The organism is Hyunsoonleella aquatilis, from assembly GCF_014270105.1.
Classification (GTDB): Bacteria; Bacteroidota; Bacteroidia; order Flavobacteriales; family Flavobacteriaceae; genus Jejuia; species Jejuia aquatilis.
The window spans coordinates 50885-74972 of the sequence record NZ_JACNMF010000001.1; the positions used below are offsets into that span (position 1 = coordinate 50885).

Below are 24088 nucleotides of genomic sequence, written 5' to 3' on the forward strand. Positions count from 1 at the left end.
TTAAATTATAGGGACAAAACTAAGTTGCTCATAATAAGTGAAAAACAAGCATCTTGATAAGTATGTGTGCTATATTATCCCGAAAACGATTGCGTAAGAATAAAATCACCCAATATAGCATCTTTAATTTGTTAAAAATTCCAAAATATCACTATTTACAGGTTCTTTTAACTCTTTGCAAATAAACCTTTATAGTTCTAAACTTTTGGCTTATTTTTGCTTCTTTAAAATCAATCTAAATAAGCTTGAAGCAAACTTTGGCACATTTAAAACGCGGTGAACATGCAGTAATTACTGATGTTTCGTCAATTCACATTCCTTTAAAATTGTTGGAAATGGGCTGTTTGCCGGGCAATTCGGTGGAGTTGGTACAACTGGCACCATTTCAGGACCCGATGTATTTGAATGTAAACGGCACGCACTTGGCCATCAGAAAAGAGACAGCTTCCCATATTTTAATTGAAAAAGTGACGCATGAGTAAACAGATAAACGTTGCTTTAATCGGGAACCCAAATACGGGGAAAACCTCTGTTTTTAATGCGCTTACGGGCTTGAACCAAAAGGTGGGCAACTACCCCGGGATTACTGTTGAAAAAAAGGAAGGGGTTTGCAAATTGCCCCGTGGGGTGAAGGCGCACATTATCGATTTACCTGGAACGTATAGCCTCAACGCTTCTTCGTTGGATGAGAATGTGGTTATCGAACTGTTGTTGAACCGAAATGACAAGGATTTCCCTGATATTGCCGTGGTGGTTACCGATGTAGAAAATCTGAAGCGTAACTTGTTGCTTTTCACTCAAATAAAGGATTTGGAAATCCCTACATTGTTGGTCATCAACATGGCCGATCGTATGAAATATAAAGGGATTTCGCTGGATATTGGCTACTTGGAAGAAAAACTCCATACCAAAATCGCCTTAATCAGCACGCGAAAAAATGAGGGGATTGATGCTCTTAAGGATTTGATTACTAATCACAAAGAGATTTCGGTAAAACCCTGTTTGGACACTACTACAATTGATCCGTCTTATTTCGGAAATCTAAAAAAGGCATTTCCAAACCAGTTGCTATATAAGCTGTGGTTGGTGATTACACAGGATGTAAACTTCGGCAAAACCAACCGAAAAGAGTTTGATGCCGTTGCTGATTTTAAGACGAAAAGCAAAGCAGGTTTAAAACGTCTACAGCAAAAAGAAACGATCAAACGCTATCAATTTATTAATGAAGCTTTGGCCAAAGGGCAGACCATCGATTTGAGCCAAGCCAAGGATTTACGAATTAAATTAGATAGGATTTTAACCCACAAGGTTTGGGGCTATGTGATTTTTGGGGTGATTTTATTGGCCATTTTTCAGGCCATTTATGATTGGGCAGAAGTACCTATGGATTTTATTGACAGTGCATTTGCCAGTATGAGCGAGTGGATAAAAGACACATTGCCTAAAGGTGCATTTACTAATTTGATTGCCGAGGGCATTATTCCCGGATTGGGCGGGATTGTTATTTTTATTCCTCAGATTGCCTTTTTGTTCTTGTTTATTGCTGTACTGGAGGAAAGCGGCTATATGAGTCGAGTGGTATTTTTGATGGACCGGATTATGCGCCGTTTTGGACTGAGTGGCAAAAGTGTGGTGCCTTTAATTTCTGGCACGGCCTGTGCCATTCCGGCCATTATGGCCACACGGAATATCGAAAGTTGGAAGGAGCGTTTGATTACCATTTTGGTTACACCGTTTACTACTTGTTCTGCACGATTACCGGTATATTTGATTATTATCGCCTTGGTTATTCCTGAAGGTCGCTTTTTTGGACTGAGCTATCAAGCATTAACCTTAATGCTGTTGTACCTTATAGGGTTTGGTACGGCTATTTTGTCCGCACAAATCTTAAACAAGGTTTTAAAAATCCGTAGCAAGTCCTTTTTTGTGATTGAAATGCCCAATTACAAGTTGCCCATGTTTAAGAATGTGGCTTTAACGGTCATCGAAAAAACCAAATCATTTGTACTCGGGGCAGGGAAAATTATTTTGGCCATTTCCATTATTCTTTGGTTTCTGGCATCTTATGGTCCGGGGGAACAATTTAATAATGCAGAATCTATTGTAAAGACTGAATACGCATCTCAAAATTTGAATGAAGCCGAATTACAGCAAAAAGTTGCCTCGTATAAACTGGAGCATTCCTTTATCGGAATTACCGGGAGAGCGATTGAGCCAGTCATCAGGCCATTGGGCTACGATTGGAAAATAGGGATTGCCATTGTAAGTTCGTTTGCCGCGCGAGAGGTGTTTGTGGGTACTTTGGCTACCATATACAGTGTGGGTAGCGACGACGAAGCCACTATAAAAACCCGAATGGCTGCCGAGGTTAACCCGATTTTGGGAGGGCCATTATTTAATTTTGCCTCAGGGATTTCATTATTGTTGTTCTACGCATTTGCCATGCAATGTATGAGTACCCTCGCAATAGTAAAAAAGGAAACGAACAGTTGGAAATGGCCCGTTTTGCAACTGGTGATTATGAGCAGTTTTGCGTATCTTGTAGCTTTGATAGCGTTCCAATTTTTGAAATAATATCCCCTTGAGGGGATTTAGGTGGGTATTTCTGAATACTAAACTAGATATCCAAAACACCCCCCTAACCCTCCTCAAGGAGGGAATAAAAACAATATCATGAATGATCTAATTCAAAATATTTTAGTATTTACAGCTGTATTATTAGCAGTGTCGTTTTTGGTTAAAAAGTTCTTTTTTAAAAAACCTAAAGCCGAAAAGGCCTGTGGGAATGATGATTGTGTGTGTAAATAAAACTATTTATCTTTAATAAATAATTAACCACTTTCCCTCCAATGAAAAAAACTGCACTCTTTGTTCTCTGCTTAATAAGCACAGCCTTTACGTTTTCACAGGAAAACCAAAAAAGTATAAACTTACTAGATGCCAACCTAACTAATTTCAATAAATTTATCGGTGTACCACATAGTACCGTAGTAGGTTTACCCGAAGATACTTATCAATCAGATGATGTTACAAAGGGTGAGCCTTTAGGATTGAATAATGATATAAAAAATGTATTTACCACCACCAATATTAATGGCGAAACGATATTGAATATCAGTGGTGAAATCTACGGAAGTATTACAACAAAAGACAGCTATGGCAATTACCATTTTAGCACCCAATTTAAATGGGGCAATAAAAAATGGGAGCCTAGACTTCTTAGAAAAAAGGACAGTGGTATTTTGTTCCATAGTTACGGTGATTATGGTAGGTTTTGGAATACTTGGAAAACCTGTTTGGAGTTTCAAGTACAAGAAACAGACCTTGGAGACTTCATCTCTTTATCCGGTAATAGGGCCAACCCAAAGGTTGACGCCCCAAAAGTTGAAATTAGAGGAGACGGCAACGCCAAAACTAAACAGTACAACCCCAATTTAGATACTTATTTTGAAGGCAAGGGGTATATACACGCTTTTTTAGAACCTCAGAACCCTCATGGCAGTTGGAACCACTTAGAGCTTTACGTTGTTGGTAACGATGCCGTGTATGTGGTAAACGGCGATATTGTTATGGTTGTTGAAAATGCCGTAAACCCTGAAACGAACAAACCTTTAACTGAGGGGCAAATTCAAATTCAATCTGAAGCAGCAGAATGCTATTACAAACAAATGACCATCACCCCAATTGCTGAGTTTCCGGAATTTATTAGAAAGCAAGTCCGCTTTAAGTAAGATGGGCCTTATTGTAATTCTAGTGGGGTATTACCTTGATTATAAATGCAATCCCAATTCTTTTATCTCAGATTTAAAACAAGGACTCACTATATTTTCAATATTAGTTTGTTCTGGTTTGGTTCTTAAATTGATATTTGAAATCAATTTTCTTTATGTCATTTTTTCTATAGGAATAGAAATCATACTCCTCTTTTCAATAAAAGGGTTTTTAAGAAAGTAATTTTAATGTTTCATTAGCTTTAGTGTTTTTGTATTGCCTTCCATTTCAATTTTTGCAAAATAATGTCCTGACCTATAGTTGCTTACATCAATTTTTAAAGAATTACTATGGTTTTCCGAAATAACTTTTAGCTTCTGCCCTAAAAGGTTGAAAATTGAAACTTTGGTGATGATTTTGTTGGCTTGAATTGTCCATTTTGAATCAGTGGGGTTTGGAAATGCTTTCACCTCATTCTTAGTAAAATTATCAGTACTCAAAGCTCCGTTATAAATAAAAACATCAAATAATCTGTTTGTTGGAAAAGAAAAGCCCGATATAAAATTTTCCAATTCAACGTGTACCTGCCATTTTCCAGCTGCGGTGTTATAATAAACGGAAAGTAACCTGAATACAAAATCCGTAGCGGGTTCACGCCTGTGCTGCACAAAAATTATAGCATTTGGATTGTTGTTGAGCGAAGGGTGATCTAAACAGGTCCAATATGAAAAATCATCAATAGCAACTACCTCAGAACCTATATTGCCAAAAGTGCTTTCATGCTGATACACTGTAAAACCATCGGGTGTTGCTAAATTAAAAATAGCACCTATAGGCATGGTTTGAGTAGAGGGAACAGCTATATACCAATTACCAGGGCTTAACCAATTATAATAAAGCTCAATGGGCTGGTCAAGCACAACAGGGCTGGTCATTCCGCCGTCGTCCTCCGGTCGTGTTCTGCCATAAAGCAATCTTCTATCTGGGTCGTCTTGCCCTATGAGAACCCTGGTCAAATGTTCAGCTAAGGCATTATCCTTGTCAACGATATGTTTTAAATTATCTTCGTTCTCATCGAATACGGCAATATTATAACAGCTGTTTTCGGGCATATTGTATGCGGGATTTTCATTGTAAACATAATACCTTCCTGTTATGGAATTATATCTTACACCAACAAAATGCGGATTGTTTACTGTATTGTCGACAACGTCAGTTCTCCCGTTTTCTACCAAAACTACCAAATCTGGGTTTCCGTTGATCCTTACATCATTTATCACGGATATTTCACCGTCAATATTAGCTGAAGTGGCGTAGTGTCTAAATGCGGCTACCTGCGAATGGCTAAAGGCAGTACATATCAAAAAAGATAATAAAATTGCAATTTTTGCTTTCATAGCTATTTATTTAAAAGTTAATAATTATTGCTATTAATCACTTCTTTTAAATAAACATCGGTAAGAAAGATTTGGTCAGTAAAGGGTGGATTAAAATTACGAAAATAATCTTTAAAAAGCCAAGTAACTATCTTAACATTAGAGCCATAACCAAATATCTGTTGTTTAAGGACTTTACTCTGTTCAATTCACAAAGCTATTTCAAACGGCTAAGATACCTTTACAAACAAATTATTAGCAATCACATTGGAAATTATCAATTCTTTGTTGTCAATACTGATAGTGACAGAATTATCAAAAGGCTCCCGATCCATTACTTCAAGTGAAGTCCCTAATGCTATTTTATTTTTATCGAGGTATTTTAAAAAATCCGGTGAAGAATCCACAACACCAACACAAATACATTTGTCGCCAACTTTCGTTTCTGATAGCAGAATTTTATCAATCTTTTTGAACTTACCGGTTTTGTCCGGAATAGGATCCCCATGAGGGTCGTGCGTGGGGTACTCTAAAAAAGCGTCTAATTGGGCAATTAGTTTTTTAGATTTTATGTGCTCCAATTGTTCGGCAATCTCATGTACCTCGTCCCAGGAAAAATTCAGTTTATCCACTAAAAACACCTCCCAAAGCCTATGTTTTCTGACGATGTTTAGGGCAATATCTTTGCCTGTTTCGGTCAAATCTACCCCTTTATATTTGGTATAGTTGGCGTATCCTTTTTCCGAAAGTTTTTTCACCATATCGGTAACCGAGGAAGCCTTGGTCTCCATTTCTTGAGCAATGGCGTTGGTGCTTACAGTGCGAGCTCCTTGTTCTCCCAAATGGTAAATAGCCTTAATATAGTTCTCTTCAGTAAGGGTGATCATAGCTTCATTTCTGAATATACAAATATATAATAATTATAGCTTTAAATTTATTTTTAGACTAATCTAAAATATGTTTTATATTTGCAAAAAATATATTAATGAGGAACATTCTGGCTTTCTGTTGTATTGTTTTAGGTTATTCCGTTAATGCCCAGAGCATCTCAGGGGTAGTTACTTCAGATGGAGAATCGTTACCCTACGTTAATATTTATTTAAAAGGTACTGATATGGGGGCTGTTTCGGGGGATTACGGCACCTTCAAAATCACGAATGTTAAGAGGGGCACTTATACCATTATAGCGTCTTTTACAGGATATCAAACACAACGCAAAAGAATAACCATTGCCTCTGAAGATATAACGATAAACTTCGATTTACCACAATCTGAGTTGTTGGACGAAGTCATCGTTACGGGAACCTTAAAAGCTGTATCGCGATTGGAAAGTCCTGTACCCGTTGAAGTGTACACCCCAACATTCTTCAAAAAAAATCCAACTCCTAATATTTTTGAAGCCTTGCAGAATGTTAACGGCGTGCGCCCACAACTTAATTGCAATGTCTGTAATACTGGTGATATTCACATAAACGGATTGGAAGGCCCTTATACTTTGGTGATGATTGACGGGATGCCAATTGTGAGTGGGCTTTCTACGGTTTATGGTTTATCCGGCATTCCCAATTCATTGATTGAACAAGTGGAAGTGGTCAAAGGCCCCGCATCATCTCTTTACGGCAGTGAAGCCGTAGGCGGGCTGATTAATATCATTACCAAACTTCCTGAACATGCCCCTCTATTTTTCATGGACAACTTTGTGAGCAGTTGGGGTGAGGCCAATTTCGATTTAGGCTTTAAGTCAAGAGTTGGGTCAAAAGCCGATGTATTGGTGGGGGCCAATTATTACAAGTATTCCAACGCCATAGACGACAATAATGACAATTTCACGGACGTAACCCTGCAGGATCGAATTTCTGTGTTTCAAAAATGGAGTTTCAAACGAAATAACAACCGTCTATTTTCATTGGCAGGACGATACTTTTATGAAGACCGTTGGGGGGGCGAAATGCAATGGGACAAACAATTTAGGGGAGGTACAGACGTGTATGGCGAAAGTATTTACACCTCCCGTTTTGAAATCATCGGGAACTATCAATTGCCTCTTTCCGAAAAGGTGAATTTTCAGTTTTCATACTCTGACCATGATCAGGATTCATTTTATGGCGATACTGAATACAAAGCACAACAACGCATAGGTTTTGGACAATTCATTTGGGACAAATCTCTGGAAAACCACGATCTACTTTTTGGATTGGCCACCCGGTACAGCTTTTACAATGATAGTACCCCTGCTACCTTAAATGCAGACGAAGTCACCATCCCCTCCGTATTTGCACAGGATGAAATACAGCTATCCGAAAAACACCATCTTTTGCTTGGAGCAAGATATGATTATGATAGTCGTCATGGCTCCATATTCACCCCCAGAATAGCCTACAGGTTCAAACCCACGGAACATGACATCATCCGACTAAATGCCGGGACGGGTTTTAGGGTAGTTAATTTATTTACCGAGGAACATGCCGCTTTAACAGGTGCAAGAGACGTTATTATTAAGGGCTCTTTGGACCCCGAACAGTCCTATAATGTCAATCTTAACTATCTCAAAAAGTTTTATACTACAAACGGCTTTTTGATTACGCTGGATGCTTCTGCCTGGTACACCTATTTTACCAATGCCATTATCCCGGATTATGATACCGATCCCAACCTCATCATATATGATAATTTGGACGGCAACTCTACCTCCAAAGGAGTAAGCTTAAATATTGATACCGTTTTGGGTAGTGGCATTAACGCCTCCATTGGCGCAACATTTCAGGATGTATCTCAAAAAGAAAATGGCGTAAGGACGCGTCAAATTTTAACAGAACGTTTTACTGGGGTTTGGTCCTTATCCTACAAACATTACCCTACCAATTTGACCATCGATTACACCGGAAATATTTACGGCCCCATGCGATTACCGCTTTTGGGCGAATTGGACCCAAGAAGCGAATATTCGCCTACTTGGAGCATTCAAAACATTCAGTTAACCTATGAAAGCAATGCGAAAATGCAGTTCTATGCAGGTGTGAAAAATATTTTGGATTGGACCCCAAATGACGGCAACCCATTTATAATAGCTCGTTCCGATGATCCGTTTGATGAAAATGTGCAATTTAACAATGAAGGCAACGTTGTTCCAACACCTGACAACCCGTATGCCTTAACCTTCGATCCGTCATACGTATATGCGCCAAATCAAGGCAGGCGATTGTTTTTTGGATTACGCTATACTTTAAATTAAATTTAGCCTCTCAGAGGTCTTTTATAATGAAGAAAATAGTAATAAGCTTAATTCTCGTTCTTATCTGTTTCAGTTGCAAAAGCGAAAAGAAGAACAATGGCAAAATCAACGTGGTGACCACCACTACGATGATAACCGATTTGGTGAAAAATATTGGCGATACCCTAGTTAATGTACAAGGATTGATGGGTAGTGGGGTAGATCCACATCTATATAAAGCTAGTGAAGGTGATGTTACTAAATTAGCTAACGCTGATATTATCTTTTACAACGGCTTGCATTTAGAAGGTAAGTTGGTGGAAGTTTTCGAAAAAATGAAAAACAAGAAAACCATTGCAATATCAAGTACTTTGGATAAAAGCACGTTGATTGGTTCGGATTATTTCGCTTCAAATTATGACCCACATATTTGGTTCGATATAGATTATTGGAAAGAAGCAGCTGATTTCGTAGAATATTACCTATCAGAAGCTGTTCCTGAAAAAAAAGATGTTTTCGCATCAAACAGAAAAGTTTATGTCGAGAAATTAAATAAGCTAAAAAAAGAACTTTACGATACAATCGATGCATTACCCAAAGAACAGCGTATCTTAGTAACGGCACACGATGCTTTTAACTATTTTGGGAAGGCATTCGATTTTGAAGTAGTAGGTTTACAAGGTTTGTCTACCGCTACGGAAGCTGGAGTTCAGGACGTTCAAAAGCTGTCCGCCTATATTATTGAAAATAAGGTAAAAGCTATTTTTGTGGAGAGTTCTGTACCCAAACGCACGATTGAAGCCCTTCAAGCCTCGGTAAAATCCAAAGGACATGAAGTAGTGATTGGTGGCACTTTATACTCCGATGCTCTTGGTGATGCAGGGACCATTGAGGGAACTTATATTGGTATGTTTAGGTATAATGTAAATACCATAGTCAATGCCCTAAAATAATAAATAGAACAGGTTCCTTCCCTTTTCAAGGGAAGGTGTCCGCTGGACGGAAGGGTTAAAATATTGGCCTTTTAAAAAAAGTTAAACCAAAAACTATGAGCGAATTAAAATTACATGCATTGGGTTCAAACGATCATTTGGAAACTCTAAAGGAGAGATACGATTCCCTGAAAGAAAAAATTAAGGAAAGCTCAAAATTGACGGAATCTGAAAAAAAGGCAGAAATGGATGCATTAAACACATCTTTCAAAAAAGAGAAAAAAAATATTAAAAGTAATAATTATTGATCCTTTTAATTCAGTGCTTTAACCGTGTACAAAATAAATTAGAAGCCACAAAAACATGACCACAAAACAACGCGACGGTATAAATGAGACACCTGCCTCCGTAGGTGTGGTGGCCGTAAAAGTGGATGACCTTACCGTAGCATACAACTACAAACCGGTGCTTTGGGATATCGATCTGGAAATCCCCGAAGGCGTCCTTATGGCTATTGTTGGCCCAAATGGCGCAGGAAAGTCAACACTTATCAAAGCGATTTTGGGTATTTTAAAACCCATCGCAGGAAGTGTTAGTATTTATGATAAACCCTACGAAGAACAGAGGCAATTAGTCGCATATGTTCCCCAAAAAGGAAGTGTGGACTGGGACTTTCCCACAACAGCTTTGGACGTAGTAATGATGGGCACATACGGCAGTTTGGGTTGGATAAAACGCCCAGGGCAACAACAAAAAAAGGCGGCTCTGGAGGCACTTGAAAAAGTTGGGATGCTCCCTTTTAAAAACCGGCAGATCAGTCAGCTTTCCGGGGGACAGCAACAACGTATTTTTTTGGCAAGGGCACTAGTACAAAATGCCTCGATTTATTTTATGGACGAGCCGTTTCAAGGCGTGGATGCCTCTACGGAAATCGCCATCATTAATATTTTAAAAGCATTGCGCAAAGCGGGAAAAACAGTAATTGTTGTGCATCACGATTTACAAACTGTCCCTGAATATTTCGATTGGGTTACTTTTCTAAATGTAAAAAAGATTGCCACTGGCCCCGTGAAGGATATCTTTAATGATGATAACCTCACCAAAACCTATGGTATTAATTATAAGGTGAGTGTACAGGAGTAAAAGCGAAGCCCCCTAACCCCAAAAGGGGAACTCAAAACCATCCTGCAAGGTTTTTAAAAACCTTGTATCTAAAAACAAAAAAGAAGATCCTGAAACAAGTTCAGGATGACAGAAATTTGACAAGGCGAAAAAGGAAGATATTCTTGCTTTCGCAGGAATTATGGACATAACAGAATACATAAAACTCGTCTTCACCGACTATACCCTAAGGACTATTACCTTAGGCACCGCAATATTGGGAGCGGTTACAGGCATGTTGGGCAGTTTTGCGGTATTGCGAAAACAAAGTCTGTTAGGCGATGCCATTTCTCATGCCGCTTTACCAGGTATTGCCATTGCTTTTATATGGACGGGCACTAAGGACAGTAATGTTCTGTTATTAGGTGCACTTATCAGCGGACTAATTGGTACATTTTGGATTCGCGGAATCATCAAAAAAACACATCTTAAATCGGACACCGCTTTGGGTTTGATATTATCCTTGTTTTTTGGATTTGGTATGTTGTTATTGACATTTATTCAAAAACAGCCCAATGCCAATCAAGCAGGATTGGATAAATATCTTTTTGGCCAAGCGGCAACCCTTGTTGAATATGACGTATGGGTAATGGCTATCATTACAGGCATTTGCCTCTTTGTGCTTTTGCTATTTTGGAAGGAATTTAAAATCCTGCTGTTCGATGCGGATTACACTAAAACGCTTGGTTTCAATACCAAAGTGATTGATGTTCTTATCACATCTTTTATCGTTTTGGCTATTGTTCTGGGCTTGCAAACCGTTGGTGTTGTGCTCATGAGCGCCATGCTTTTGGCGCCGGCTGCGGCCGCTCGGCAGTGGACTAACAGTTTAAGCGTAATGGTATTTTTGGCCGCTTTGTTTGGAGCCTTTTCCGGGGTGTTTGGCACCGCTATTAGTGCCAGTCAAAACAATTTATCCACCGGACCAGTCATCGTTATTGTTGCCAGTGTATTTGTTTTGGTGTCTTTTATTTTTTCCCCAAGCCGTGGCTTACTATTTAAGCAAATACGGTTTTTAAAAAACCGACGTGATTTGCAATTGCACAAAACCTTGGCATTTATGTATCATATTGCAGAAACGCATGAGAACATTTCCCATCCGCACGCCATTAAAATCTTGAACAACTTTCAAGGCTACACAAAAAGCACCCTTCAGAAATTAGTGCGGAAAAATTATGTGAAATTAGACGCCGATATGTGGAGTTTGACCGAGGAAGGCTTTAAGGCCGCATCCAATTTGTACAATCAGCAAAACGATAACAATGAGTAGTGCCCAACTGGAAATACAATTGATTGCGAGTTTGGTGGCCATTGCCTGTGCTATTCCAGGGACATTTTTAGTGTTACGGAAAATGGCGATGATCAGTGATGCCATTAGTCACTCCATTTTGCCGGGAATAGTAATTGGCTTTTTCATCACCCATGATTTGAATTCACCATTGCTGATATTGCTCGCGGCTCTGACCGGAATATTGACCGTGGTTTTGGTGGAATACATACAAAAAACAGGTTTGGTAAAGGAAGATACCGCAATCGGTCTTGTGTTCCCTGCATTGTTTAGTATAGGCGTGATTATGATTGCCAAAAATGCCAATGACGTCCATTTGGATGTGGATGCCGTTTTGTTAGGCGAATTGGCCTTTGCCCCTTTTGACAGACTTATCATTGCGGGTACAGATGTTGGGCCAAAATCCCTCTGGATTATTGGTTGCATTTTAATCCTCACTATTGGATTGCTTTTTGCCTTTTTTAAAGAATTAAAAGTAAGCACATTTGATGCAGGTTTGGCTGCATCATTGGGGTTTTCACCCGTGGCCATTCACTATGGCTTAATGACGGTATCGTCCGTAACCACTGTTGGGGCTTTTGATGCCGTTGGTGCCATTTTGGTCGTGGCTTTAATGATTGCGCCGGCCGCCACCGCATATTTGTTGACCAATGAATTGAAACGTATGCTGATTTACGCCATATGTTTCGGTGTGCTAAGTGCTATTTCTGGCTATTGGGTGGCGCACTGGCTGGACGCTTCCATTGCGGGTTCGATTACAACTATGTTAGGCTTACTCTTTTTAGTTGTGTATTTGTTTGCGCCAAATAGGGGGGTTATTGCCGTTATGTATCGCGAGAAGCAACAACGTACGGAAGTATCCTTGCTCACATTTTTGTTGCATTTGAAGAATCATACCGAAGAACGCGAACGCCACGTGAACCACCTCAACGAACATATCAATTGGCAAAAGGTACGCTCTAAAACCGTTTTGGATTTGGCCCTAAAAAACAACATGATCAAGCTAGATAAAAACATTGTTTCTCTAACTGAAAAAGGGGAAGAATTCACCGCTCTGGCCATTGATTATATCATCTCCAATCAGGATAATAAGATTGAACATATGAAAGATGATTTCTTTTTGTTTAGGGGGTAATTTCGTTACAAAATACACGCGATTCGCCCTGTTATAATTTCCCTTTTTAGGTTGCTAAATGTAGTTCAACAAAAAAATAATACGTTTGGTATAAATCTGGATGCTATCCATTAATAATTTCGTAATTTTCTGACGTTAAACACTCCAAATGAAATACCTTTTAGCCCTAGCAACATTGCTTCTTTTTTCTGTTAAAGCAATCGCACAAGACAAGATCCCTTTTATTGATTTAGACGACATTTACGAACAACTTTCCAGCGGTGATCAAGACGAGGATTACAAGAAAAATGTAGAACTACTCAACACAATTAGCAAGAACGATTCTTCGTATTGTGATGTTTTGGTGTCTAAATCCTATTATCTTCTAAATTCAAATCAATACGATAAGGCCATTGCAACTATTGATGAAGGCCTGGGCTTGGATTGCGACGGCGTCAACCTGTCCTTTTACATCAATAAAGGGTTAACCTTGACCTTAATGGAAGAGTATACCAAGGCGGTTGAAGTTTATAACACGGCCCTAAAAAGGTACCCTAAAAATGCAGAATTATGGTTCAACAAAGGCCTCGCGTACGAAAAAGCCGGACAGTTGGAAAGGGCCATTGAAGATTACAAAGCGTCTATCCGATTAAAGCCCACTTATGGCCGTCCGCATTTGCAACTGGGGAATATTTGCTACAAACAGGAGCGCATGACCCAAGCTTTGATGTGCTTTAATGTGTATTTACTTCTGATTATTGATGAGGACAATGCCTTTAGTATTTTACAATCGCTCAACAATGTGGTGGGGGATAGAAATGAGAATGAGGTCAATCCCGATTTTGAGATTTCTCCAGATGACGAGGCTTTCGACGAACTGGATTTAATTTTGAACAACAGAATAGCGCTCAACCAAAAATATAAAACGGGTCACAAAATTGAGATTGCGCTGACCAAACAAAATCATGCTCTTTTGCAACAAATTAATGAGGTTGTGGGCAATGGTGGTTTTTGGGACCAAAAATATATCCCACTATATAAATGGATTGCAGATAATGGCCTTTTTGAAAATTTCATTTATACCCTTTGTTATCCTATAGAAAATGAGAAGTACGCCAAAGCGGTCAAAAGCAATGAAAAAGGCATTGTGGATTTTATTGGCAAATTCTATGATAAATGGCGGGACATCATGAAGACCGACACTCAGGAATTTGAAGGTGAAACCCAAGAGGTCATCAATTACTATTATAATAATTACACCCAGGCCGTTGGGAAAATGAATGGCGAAACCTCAGTGGGCAAATGGTATATCTATAATGAAGATGGACAGTTGTCTTCCGAAGGAAATTATGACGAAAATGGCGAACGCGATGGAAAATGGACTTGGTACCACCCCAACGGAGGCACGATGGAAACTGCTGTGTACCAAAATGGTAAATTGAATGGTGAGAACCTTCATTTTTTTGAAAATGGCAAACCTTATATCGTAACAGCTTTCAAAGATGACGAACTGGAAGGCGAGTATCTTCTTTATAATGAAAAGGGTGCCCTAATTGAAAAGAAATTTTTTAAGGCTGGTGAATTGGATGGCCTTTACAAATCCTATTTTAAGGTTGGAGAATCTCTTTTAGAATGGCATATCCCTTATAAAAAAGGCGATGTGGAATCAATGGCCACCGAGTATTATGCCAACGGCGATGTGTATGCCGAAATCCCTTTTGAAAATGGTAAAAGGCATGGCGTGGAAAAGAAATTCCATTACAATAAAAAACCATCTTCAGAAATCAGCTATGCCAATGGCGAATTAAATGGCCCCTATAAATTATACCATTCCAACGGTAATTTATGGAAGGAAGGCGTAAGCGCGGATAATTTTTACAATGGCCCTTTCAAAATCTATTATAGGGACGGTACTTTGGAACGCGATCAGACTTATAATAACGGCAACTTAGAAGGTGAGTCTAAATATTATGACAGGGATGGAAAATTGCACTATGAATATCTGTATCGCAAAAGTGAAGTCATCGCATATAAATACTTCGATAAGGAAGGCCATGTCATCAAAGAAGCACGCAAAAAAGGAGGTGAATTTGAGTTTAAAGGTTTTACGCCACAGGGCACTAAACTTTCAGAGGGACTCTATGATATCAAAGGTGGGAAAAAAGGCCTCTGGAAGTTTTATTCAAACAATGGAGTATTAACTAATAAAGGGGAATACGACGACAATAAAGCCATTGGCAAGCACATCAATTATCACAATAATGGTGAAATTAAATCCATAGAACAATATGTCAATGACTCTCTTTCAGGATATTATGTTGGCTATCATCCCAATGGCCAAATGGAACAACAAGGTTGGTATAAAAAGAACGAGGCTCAAGGAGAATGGCGGATCTATTATATGGATGGGACTTTGAAGGAAATCAACTTTTACCATAATGGGGAATTGCATGGTAAACAAGAGATTTTTGCAGTGGATGGCAAGCTTGAACGCACCTATGTTTACAAAACGGGAAAGTTGTTTTCCGAAGTATATTTTGACGACCAGGGTAATGCTTTGGGTGAAATTAATTATCGCCAAAAGGAAAATGATTTTACACTAACCTATGTCTTCGCAAACGGAAAAACCGACATCACCGTAAATTACATCAACGGTATAAAACATGGCAAGTATGCTAGCTATGATTACTACGGCAACATTTTATTGCAGGGCCAGTATAACAATGGTGAAATGGACGGTGAATGGACTTGGTACTACGCAAATGGCAATAAAAGTTTGGTAAAGCAATTTAGAGATGGTACACTGCATGGAGAGTATCTAGACTACCACGATAATGGAAAACTGGATGAAAAACATATGTATGTTTGGGGTAAAAGAGAAGGCAAGTCGGTAGCTTATTTTGAAACGGGCGTACAATCCCATGAAACCAATTACGAATATGGCGAGCTCCATGGTAAAAAATACTTTTACGATAGCTCGGGCAAATTACAACTCATCCGTATTTATGAATATGGTAGACTAATTGGATACAGCTATTTGGGCACTAATGGCAAAGAAGTGCCAATGATTCCTCTTGAAATCGAAACCGGGAAAATAAAAGCGTATTTTGACAATGGCAAGGTGTCACGCGAAATGGAATATAAGAATGGAGACTTGGTTGGTGCTTATAAAGAATACTACTATTCTGGGCAACTTGAAAGCGAAATGACCTATCAAGCTGACGAATTTGATGGTGTTTTAACCACCTATTATGAAAATGGCACCAAAAAGGGCACCTATAACTATCAATATGGCGTGCTTCAAGGGCTGGTCACAAAATATCATGAAAATGGAAATCTTCAAGAAGAAGTCAATTATGTAAACGATTCCAGAAATGGAGCCAGAAAATATTATGACAACAATGGAAAGTTAACCAAAGAGGAATATTACTTTAATGGAGATGTGTATAAATCCAAAACCTTTTAAGATGCGCTTTTTAGTATGGATATCGTTATTTATCAGTTTTGGTGCCCTGGCCCAGGAGTCCGATGAATTCAAGCGTTATAAAAATTTATATCCTAACGCCACTGCGGTCACCCTAAATAAGGAAACCAAAGTAACGATTACCTTGGAGGCTGAGGACATCAATATTACCCAAGAATTTATTGAGGAAGATTTGTATTTGGATGAAGGCGCCAGCCGTAACTCCAAACGCTCTTTGCACTTTTCATCCTTTTTTGAATTGGAGGATGTTGAGGCATCGTCTTTTGTGTTTTCCGATGGGAAATATAGGGAAATGGAAGTAAAGGAGTTTAAGGAAAAAGATGAAATGGACCAATCGTTTTACGACGATTCAAAATCGTTGAATTTTATTTTTCCAAATCTTCAAAAAGGTTCAAAATCACGATTAAAATATTCAGAAAATGTCAAAAACCCTCGTTTTTTAAGTCCGTTTTACTTTGGGGACTTTTCACCTATTGTCAATAATAAAATTACTATTGTTGCCGATAAAAATATCAGTTTAAAATTCAAGGAATTTCAAACCCAAGATTTGGATATTAAATTCAATAAACAGGAAAAAAGAAACGCCATTATTTACACTTGGGAACTAAAAAATATGGACAAGTTTAAATACGAATCCAACTCGCCCACCTATAAAAAAATATTTCCGCACATTGTTCCGATTATCACCTCCTATAAAACTAAAAACAAAAATGTGGATTTGGCCAATAAGGTATCCGACCTTTATAACTGGTACTATTCCATGGTAAAAGGCATCAATAAAGATGAACCCGATGCCGATTTGGTAAAGGTTGTGGAAGAACTAACAGCTAATAAATCCAGTGATTTTGAAAAGGTAAAAGCCATCTATTATTGGGCGCAAAAAAACATCAAATATATTGCCTTTGAATATGCCTTGGGAGGGTTCATACCCAGACAGGCCAATGATGTGTTTCAAAAGAAATATGGCGACTGTAAGGATAACTCCAGCATATTGTTCAAGATGTTGGAAATTGCTGGTATTGAAGGCAACCTCACATGGATTGGTACCCGAAAATTACCTTATAAATATGATGAAGTTCCTACCCCAATCGTGGATAACCATATGATTTTATCCTATACAGAAGGTGATGACACTTACTTTTTGGATGCCACGGGCAGGTTTATCCCCATTGATTATCCAACACCTTTTATCCAAGGTAAAGAGGCCCTTATTTCACAAGGTAAAGATGGATTCGTAATTAAAAAAGTACCCATAGTCCCGGCTGAAAAAAATGCTGTGATTGATGAAACTACAGCTCATTTGGAAGGCGAAAACCTTGTAGGTTCTTCAAAGGTTGAGATTTCAGGTTACAGAAAATTGGATTGCTTCGATGCGCTGGAATACATGAATACTGATGAAAAATTAACGACTTTTTACATAAAACAACTTCAAAAAGGAAATAACAAGTTTATTATTGATACTTTTTCGGAAACCAACAAATACGATTACGATAAAAACTTAATTGTAGACTATGCCTTCAATATTAATGGCTATGCTAAAAAATTGGGAGATGAAATCTACATCAACCTCAACCTTAATAAGGAATTGAGTCCTTACAGAATGGATGAAGACCGAACCAATGACATCGAATACGAATACAAAAATTTCTTCAGCTACACTACAACTTTCAATATTCCTGAGGGCTATACGGTAGATTACATTCCGGAAAATATTTCGGTTGAAACCGACCTACTTACCAGTCATATCACCTATAAAAATGAAGGCGATAGTATTTTTTATAAGCACGACGTCACCTTTAATTTTATCACCTTAACATTGGAGCAACAACAGGACATAAATCGCCATGTAAAAACCATTGAAAAGGCCTATAAAGAGGTTGTCGTTCTGAAAAAAATATAAACTACAGCACCATGAAAATAGCAAACCTACTATTCACTTTTATCCTTGCAAGTCAAATTACTTTGGCGCAAAACGAACTCTTTTTCAAAGATTATTCGTGGGAAGCCGAACCAAATTACGCCGTTGAAGCAAACATTGAAGATGGTATCATCGCCCTAAAGGATAAAATTGCCACAGAGTTTTATTTTGAGGATGACGGGCTAGTGGAATATTTTTTAGAACACCGAGTGCTTTGGTTAAATTCCGATGAAAAAATTGAAGCCTATAACAAAGTGTATTTGCCGTACAACGCCACCTCAGAATTGGTAGTCAATAAAGCACGCGTAATTACCAAAGAAGGCAAAATTATTGAGTTGGACGACAGTAAAATATTGACGTCCAAAGACGAAGAAACGGGTAGAAATTATAAATTTTTTGCCTTTGAGGGCATCACCAAAGGAAGTATTATTGAATATTATTACGTGACTAAACGTTACCCTCGCTACAGTGGTAACCGATTAACATTCCAAACCAGCTATAAAAAGAAAAACGTAGAGTTTGACCTCTTTGCCCCGAAAAACCTAATTTTTGAGTTTAAATCCTATAACGGTATCCCTGAGGTAAAATTGGACACAGTTCTGAAGGAAAAAAAGCATTGGAGCTTAAAAATCCCGCAACTCAAAGGCCTTAAAAATGAAGAAGTTTCGGCATATGATGCCAGCAAGGGCATGGTGGTGTATAAGTTGGATCGCAATATTTACAGCAATGTAAAGGATATCTCATCCTACAGTAAAGTGGCCCAAAACATCTATAATTTTTACTACGAAGAGATTAGCGACAAAACCAAAAAACAGCTTAAAAAGTTTATTACAGAAGCCACGGATAAACAAGCGCTAGAGGGTGAAGCATTGATTCGAAAGCTCGAGTTTTTCATAAAAAGTAACATTTTTGTTACCGAAGGCGGTGCCGAAAATTTGAAGGATTTAGAGCAGGTTATCAAAAATAAGATTGCCAATGAGGCGGGGGTTTTAAAACTCTATACAGCTTTGTTTAACCACCTGGGCATCAAACATGAAATTGTGATTACCAGCGACCGACAGGACATTAAATTTGATAAAAGTTTTGAAGCCAATAATTTTTTGACCGACTTTTTGATTTATTTCAGCAAGTATAAAACCTATTTGTCGCCTTCATCTATGGAGTCGCGCTACGGATTTCCACCGGCAAATTTAACCGATAATTACGGCCTTTTCATTAAAGAAGTAAAGGTGGGCGATTTTACATCCGGATTAGGGAAAATAAAATACATAAAACCTATCCCCGCAGAAAAAACAGTGGATAAAATGATACTGGATATTTCTTTTGAAGAAGACAATATCGAAAACTGCAAGGTGAAATTAAATCGGGCTATGGAGGGCTATTACGGTATGTATTTCCATCCAGTGATGCATTTGATTAAAGACGAAAACAAAGAAGAGCTTATTGAAGGTTTTGCTAAGCAAATCCATGAGGACGTCAACATTACCAGTAAAGAAGTACGGAACGCAGACCCCGAACTTTTTGGTATCAAACCTATTGAGTTTGTGCTCGATTTTGAATCGGAAGCCTTTACCGAAAAAGCCGGAAGAAAATATTTGTTCAAGATAGGCGAACTTATTGGAAGGCAAATGGAAATGTACCAAGAAAAAGAGCGTGTACTGCCCGTTGAAAATGAGTTTACGCGAAGCTATTTCCGAACCCTTAATGTAACCATTCCCGAGGGTTATAAAATTGCGAATTTGGACGACATCAATATCAAAAATTCCTTTTCTGAAGACGGCAAAGAAATTCTGGTGTTTGATTCCTATTACGAATTAGATGGCAACCAACTCCAAATAACTGCAGATGAGCACTATCGCAAAAACATTATTGCAGTGGCCAATTATGAGGACTACCGAACAGTCATCAACAGTGCAGCCGACTTTAATAAAATCGTTTTGATTTTTGAACCGATTTAATTGCAATGGCACAACACACCCAACTTGGTAAAAAAGGCGAACAACTGGCCGTAGACTTTTTAGTAAAAAACGGCTACGACATTGTTGAGCGGAACTATCGCTTCGAAAAAGCCGAAGTAGATATTATTGCTCAAAAGGGAGATATTTTGGCCATCGTTGAAGTAAAAACACGATCCACAACAGACTTTGGTGATCCCCAAGATTTTGTGAAGCCAAAGCAAATCAAAAACCTGGTCAAGGCCGTTGATGAATACGTTACCGTTAACGATTTAGATGTGGAAGTACGCTTTGATATTATTGCTATCGTAAAGGGTGATAAAAGCTTCAACATCGAGCATTTGGAAGATGCTTTTTATTATTTTTGATTCCGCTCTTTAAAGATTTGGCAAATTATGGTAGTTCTTAGAAAGACACTATTTTTCCCTTTTTGATCACATTTCTAAATAGTTAACTTTTTTTGATGACATTTTATAAAATTTCAGATGTTTTAGTACATTGACTAAAAATCCTTCACTTATGAAACAATTGCTACTATTAATTTTCGTTTTGCCCTTCTTGAATCTTGCCCAAACAGGAATTGCCGTTCCTGAAATGACACATTGTGATACACAAATTCAAAATTTCCTAAGCACTTTTAATATTCCTTCGGCAACTTTTGCCATGTCAAAAAATGGAAAGTTGGTATTTTCCAGAGCCTACGGAAACGCAAGTATTTCTGGAAATGAGCCCACGCAGCCTTATCATATGTTTCGTGTTGCGAGCGTTTCTAAGCCAATAACGGCCATCGGAATTATGAAAATGGTTGATAATAGTCAAATTTCGTTATCGGATAAGGTATTTGGCACTGGAGGAATTTTAGAAAATCATTGGGTGTTTTCAAATGCCAATATCATTGATAATCGCGTATATGACATTACAGTTCAGATGTTGCTTGAGCACACGGCGGGTTGGGATAGAAACGTTAATTGCTTTCCCAGTCCTACATCGCCTTACCCATGGAACTTTAGTGGATGTGATCCCATTATTGCTCCATTGCATGTTGCCCAAACCTATGGGCAGCCCAATCCTGTTAAAGAAGAGCACCTAATACAATATGTTTTAGAAAAAAACCTTAACCATACACCGGGAACCGTCTATGCCTATTCCAACATGGGGTTTTTAGTGCTGAGCGAAATAATTGAAGAAATTTCAGGGATGGACTATGAGACATGGATGAGACAGGAGGTATTAAATCCAATTGGAATATATGACATGTACATTGCAGAAAACCTATTAGCCGACAAGAGAGAACGAGAGGGTGAGTATCAAGGTAATGGATATACTACTTTGGATCTTTACGGTTCGGGTCAGTATGTGCCATGGGAGTATGGGGGATTGGCTGTAGATGCAATGGACGGTCATGGAGGCTGGATTGCAACTGCCAGAGATTTAACTCGACTCCTGGTTGCAGTAGATGGATTTACCAGTAAACCTGATATTTTGAGCTCATCGGCAATTACAACCATGTCGACACCTTCTTCTGTGGGCAGTTATTATTCAAAGGGATGGCAAGTCAATCAATTTGACAATTGGTGGCATACTGGTGCCATTGACGGCACCGCCACTATTTTCGTCAGAACTAGTAGCGAATACACCTGGGCAATTCTATTAAATAAACGTGTAATTGATGGGAATTCTAGTGCCTTTTGGGCTGGTTTAGATAATCTAGGATGGAACTGCCTGTCAGGAACAACAAGCTTTCCCACTCATGATTTATTTGAATCGCCCACTATTAACGCGAGCAACCTTCAGGCCAATAACATTACTGACAACTCAATGGACTTGTCATGGTCAAATGGTAACGGCACTTCTAGAGTTGTTGTAGCAAAGGAGTTAGTGAGCATGACAACCAATAGTAATTTTGAGGCATATCCTCTGGATGGAACTGACTACAGTGCCGATGCTCAATATGGTTCTGGTGATAATCTAGGGGATGGTAGTTTTGTAATTTATAATGGAACAGGAAATACAATCACTTTAGAAGGGCTTACCGAAGACTCAAATTATGCCATAAGAGTTTACGAATATACCAAAAATACCACTAATGGAGATAATTCCCTATACCTTTTGGGCAACACTGAAGAAATTGTAGTTACCGCAAAAAGTTTAAGCACAAATAAATTTGAGTTGGATGCACTAATTCAGATTTTCCCTAATCCTACAAACGATATTTTCGTTATAAGGAATGAGAGCGGACAACAGTTAACTTCTGCAAGCATTACCAATGTTAATGGCAGGTTAATTCATGAAATTGATCTTTCTGGGGTTAAAAAGGAAAAACAAATAAATATTAAAAAATTTCAAGATGGTCTGTATTTTATAAAGATTTTATCTCAAAATGGTTCTGCTATAAAGAAGGTTATAAAACATTAGAATTGCGTTTTCATCCTTAGCAAGAGCTACCACGAAACCCTTGGTAGCTTTTTATTACAGAAAACTCATTTTGACTAAGAACAGAACTCTCTAATCGCTTGGTTGCGACATGTAACTTTATCCCTTTCAATCTTTATCTACAAAAAGCGCTTTAAGCCCTTCAAAATCCTCAGGCTTCCCAACAATCTTTTTATCAGAACTTAAAATAAAATAAGTAGGTGTAGCCGTCACGCCGTAACTATCGCCAATTTCGTTATCCCATTTGCCATCACCGTAAACGTGTAGAAAGTTGGGATACTCATAGGTTAGATTTTTCCAAGCATAAGGTTCATCTTCTAAACCGATGGCAATGACCTTCAATTTTTCAGTCGCAAGGGATTTTGAAAATTCATGCAACTGCGGGATTTCTTCTAAACAGTGCGAACATGTACTGCTCCAAAAGACCAAAACGTAATGGTCCGACCCATTTAGCTCACTCAATGTTTGGGAAGCTGTTTTTTCTTTTTTATTTACCTCAAATGAAAAATCAGGCGCGTTGCTTCCAATCGACGTATCCTTGTACAATATTAAAGCCCGCAACAATTCCTGATCGTTTAAATTTACGGCCAAATCCATCAAATAATTTTCCGCAATAAAATTAGCCACCGATTCCAGTTTTAAATCTACTATTTGCTCCCATAAATCGGTAAACAGGGATTTTTTGATTGCCAGAGGGGCGTCTTTCATCGCTTTGTCAAAGGCTATAATATTTTCTATGTAGGCGTCAGATTCCTCCTTACTTTGGTCAGCCATTCCAAATACGTAATTCAACATACGTTCGGTTAAAAATTTTGAACGTTGCAATACCTCATTATTAAAATCCACATGGTCAAAATAATGGGTTTTTAAAAGCTGGACGTAGGTTTTCGCGTCCACAACTTTTTCAGGAATATAAAGGGCGTTGGCTTTAATGAAGTGGGAAGACATGGTGCCTTTGGAGGCTTCCTCAAAGCTTTTCTGGTTTTCACGTTGGGTTTTAAAAATCGAAAGTAACGCCAAGGAATCTTTTTCGATGTTCTCGTCACGATAGTAGCTACCTATACTGTTGGTGATCATAAACATACTATTGGTGTAGGATTCCAATAGTTTATTCTCACGGGATGCACTGAACTCTACACCAGTTTCAGAATTGAAAGCCAACTGAATATCCTCTTTGCCGTTATAAATAATATCAAAATTGTACTCTTCCTGTGGCAAAGCATACACCAAGCGATACATTCCTTTGGTAATCGTTGAATCCAATTTAAACTCAAAATGACCATCAGCTTCAATCTTGGTATTGGTCACGTAACTAGACACTGTTGGCTCTACCTTATAGAGTAGTGCAATTTCAAATTCCCCTGCAGGGGAAAAGGTGCCTTTGATACTGTGTTGCGCCAACAGTATTATTGGAGCGAAAGAAAGTATTAATAGAAAGTACTTTATTTTCATTTTTTTAGATTCTCAAACAAGACTTCGACTGCGCTCAGTCTGACAGTTTAGCA

17 protein-coding genes are annotated in these 24088 nt (G+C 38.4%); 14 read left to right on the forward strand and 3 right to left on the reverse strand.

Annotated elements, in window-relative coordinates:
* Positions 1 to 245: 245 nt before the first annotated feature.
* The 3 genes from H7U19_RS00265 (at position 246) to H7U19_RS00275 (ending at position 3731) form a co-directional block, all read left to right on the forward strand.
* A complete protein-coding gene (locus H7U19_RS00265; RefSeq protein WP_186557837.1) occupies positions 246 to 482 on the forward strand; it encodes a FeoA family protein in 237 nt (78 codons plus the stop codon).
* Entirely contained in the window at positions 475 to 2574 is a 2100-nt protein-coding gene (feoB, locus tag H7U19_RS00270) for a ferrous iron transport protein B (RefSeq protein WP_186557838.1), read from the forward strand. The genes H7U19_RS00265 and feoB overlap by 8 nt, the downstream gene beginning before the upstream one ends.
* Positions 2575 to 2849: 275 nt before the next feature.
* A complete protein-coding gene (locus H7U19_RS00275) occupies positions 2850 to 3731 on the forward strand; it encodes a 3-keto-disaccharide hydrolase (protein ID WP_186557839.1) in 882 nt (293 codons plus the stop codon).
* A 225-nt stretch (positions 3732 to 3956) separates the two neighbouring features.
* On the opposite strand, the gene H7U19_RS00280 is transcribed toward H7U19_RS00275, so the two are convergent.
* Positions 3957 to 5108, reverse strand: coding sequence for a T9SS type A sorting domain-containing protein (locus H7U19_RS00280; RefSeq protein ID WP_186557840.1), 1152 nt, complete (start codon positions 5106 to 5108; stop codon positions 3957 to 3959).
* A gap of 209 nt (positions 5109 to 5317) precedes the next feature.
* Complete coding sequence (locus H7U19_RS00285) at positions 5318 to 5974, reverse strand: metal-dependent transcriptional regulator (protein ID WP_186557841.1); 657 nt, start codon at positions 5972 to 5974, stop codon at positions 5318 to 5320.
* 98 nt (positions 5975 to 6072) lie between these two features.
* Between H7U19_RS00285 and H7U19_RS00290 the strand changes: the two genes are divergently transcribed.
* The 11 genes from H7U19_RS00290 to H7U19_RS00340 all read left to right on the forward strand — a co-directional run bounded on the left by H7U19_RS00290 (position 6073) and on the right by H7U19_RS00340 (position 22565).
* Positions 6073 to 8319 (forward strand): TonB-dependent receptor, encoded by a 2247-nt coding sequence (locus tag H7U19_RS00290; RefSeq protein WP_186557842.1) that lies wholly within the window; start codon positions 6073 to 6075, stop codon positions 8317 to 8319.
* Positions 8320 to 8345: 26 nt separating this feature from the next.
* Positions 8346 to 9251: a metal ABC transporter solute-binding protein, Zn/Mn family gene (locus H7U19_RS00295; RefSeq protein ID WP_186557843.1), complete on the forward strand. Its 906-nt coding sequence runs from the start codon at positions 8346 to 8348 to the stop codon at positions 9249 to 9251.
* 95 nt (positions 9252 to 9346) lie between these two features.
* Positions 9347 to 9538, forward strand: a complete 192-nt coding sequence (locus H7U19_RS00300; protein ID WP_186557844.1) for a hypothetical protein — start codon at positions 9347 to 9349, stop codon at positions 9536 to 9538.
* Between the two features lie 55 nt (positions 9539 to 9593).
* Positions 9594 to 10373 carry a metal ABC transporter ATP-binding protein gene (locus tag H7U19_RS00305; RefSeq protein WP_222597360.1) on the forward strand — a complete coding sequence of 260 codons (780 nt, stop codon included), beginning with the start codon at positions 9594 to 9596 and terminating at the stop codon, positions 10371 to 10373.
* A gap of 160 nt (positions 10374 to 10533) precedes the next feature.
* The gene (locus tag H7U19_RS00310; RefSeq protein ID WP_186557845.1) at positions 10534 to 11661 is read left to right on the forward strand and encodes a metal ABC transporter permease; all 1128 of its coding nucleotides are present in this window, start codon (positions 10534 to 10536) and stop codon (positions 11659 to 11661) included.
* Entirely contained in the window at positions 11654 to 12814 is a 1161-nt protein-coding gene (locus H7U19_RS00315; RefSeq protein ID WP_186557846.1) for a metal ABC transporter permease, read from the forward strand. Before H7U19_RS00310 ends, H7U19_RS00315 begins: the two co-directional genes overlap by 8 nt.
* 148 nt (positions 12815 to 12962) lie before the next feature.
* The gene (locus tag H7U19_RS00320) at positions 12963 to 16259 is read left to right on the forward strand and encodes a toxin-antitoxin system YwqK family antitoxin (protein ID WP_186557847.1); all 3297 of its coding nucleotides are present in this window, start codon (positions 12963 to 12965) and stop codon (positions 16257 to 16259) included.
* Between the two features lies 1 nt (position 16260).
* Positions 16261 to 18177, forward strand: a complete 1917-nt coding sequence (locus tag H7U19_RS00325) for a DUF3857 domain-containing protein (RefSeq protein ID WP_246454562.1) — start codon at positions 16261 to 16263, stop codon at positions 18175 to 18177.
* Between the two features lie 11 nt (positions 18178 to 18188).
* Entirely contained in the window at positions 18189 to 20153 is a 1965-nt protein-coding gene (locus H7U19_RS00330) for a DUF3857 domain-containing protein (RefSeq protein ID WP_186557849.1), read from the forward strand.
* A gap of 5 nt (positions 20154 to 20158) precedes the next feature.
* Positions 20159 to 20518, forward strand: a complete 360-nt coding sequence (locus tag H7U19_RS00335; protein WP_186557850.1) for a YraN family protein — start codon at positions 20159 to 20161, stop codon at positions 20516 to 20518.
* Between the two features lie 151 nt (positions 20519 to 20669).
* On the forward strand, positions 20670 to 22565 hold the full coding sequence (locus H7U19_RS00340) for a serine hydrolase domain-containing protein (RefSeq protein WP_186557851.1): 1896 nt from the start codon (positions 20670 to 20672) through the stop codon (positions 22563 to 22565).
* A gap of 126 nt (positions 22566 to 22691) precedes the next feature.
* Here the strand turns inward: H7U19_RS00340 and H7U19_RS00345 are convergent, their stop codons facing one another.
* Positions 22692 to 24035 carry a TlpA family protein disulfide reductase gene (locus H7U19_RS00345; protein ID WP_186557852.1) on the reverse strand — a complete coding sequence of 448 codons (1344 nt, stop codon included), beginning with the start codon at positions 24033 to 24035 and terminating at the stop codon, positions 22692 to 22694.
* Positions 24036 to 24088: the final 53 nt, after the last annotated feature.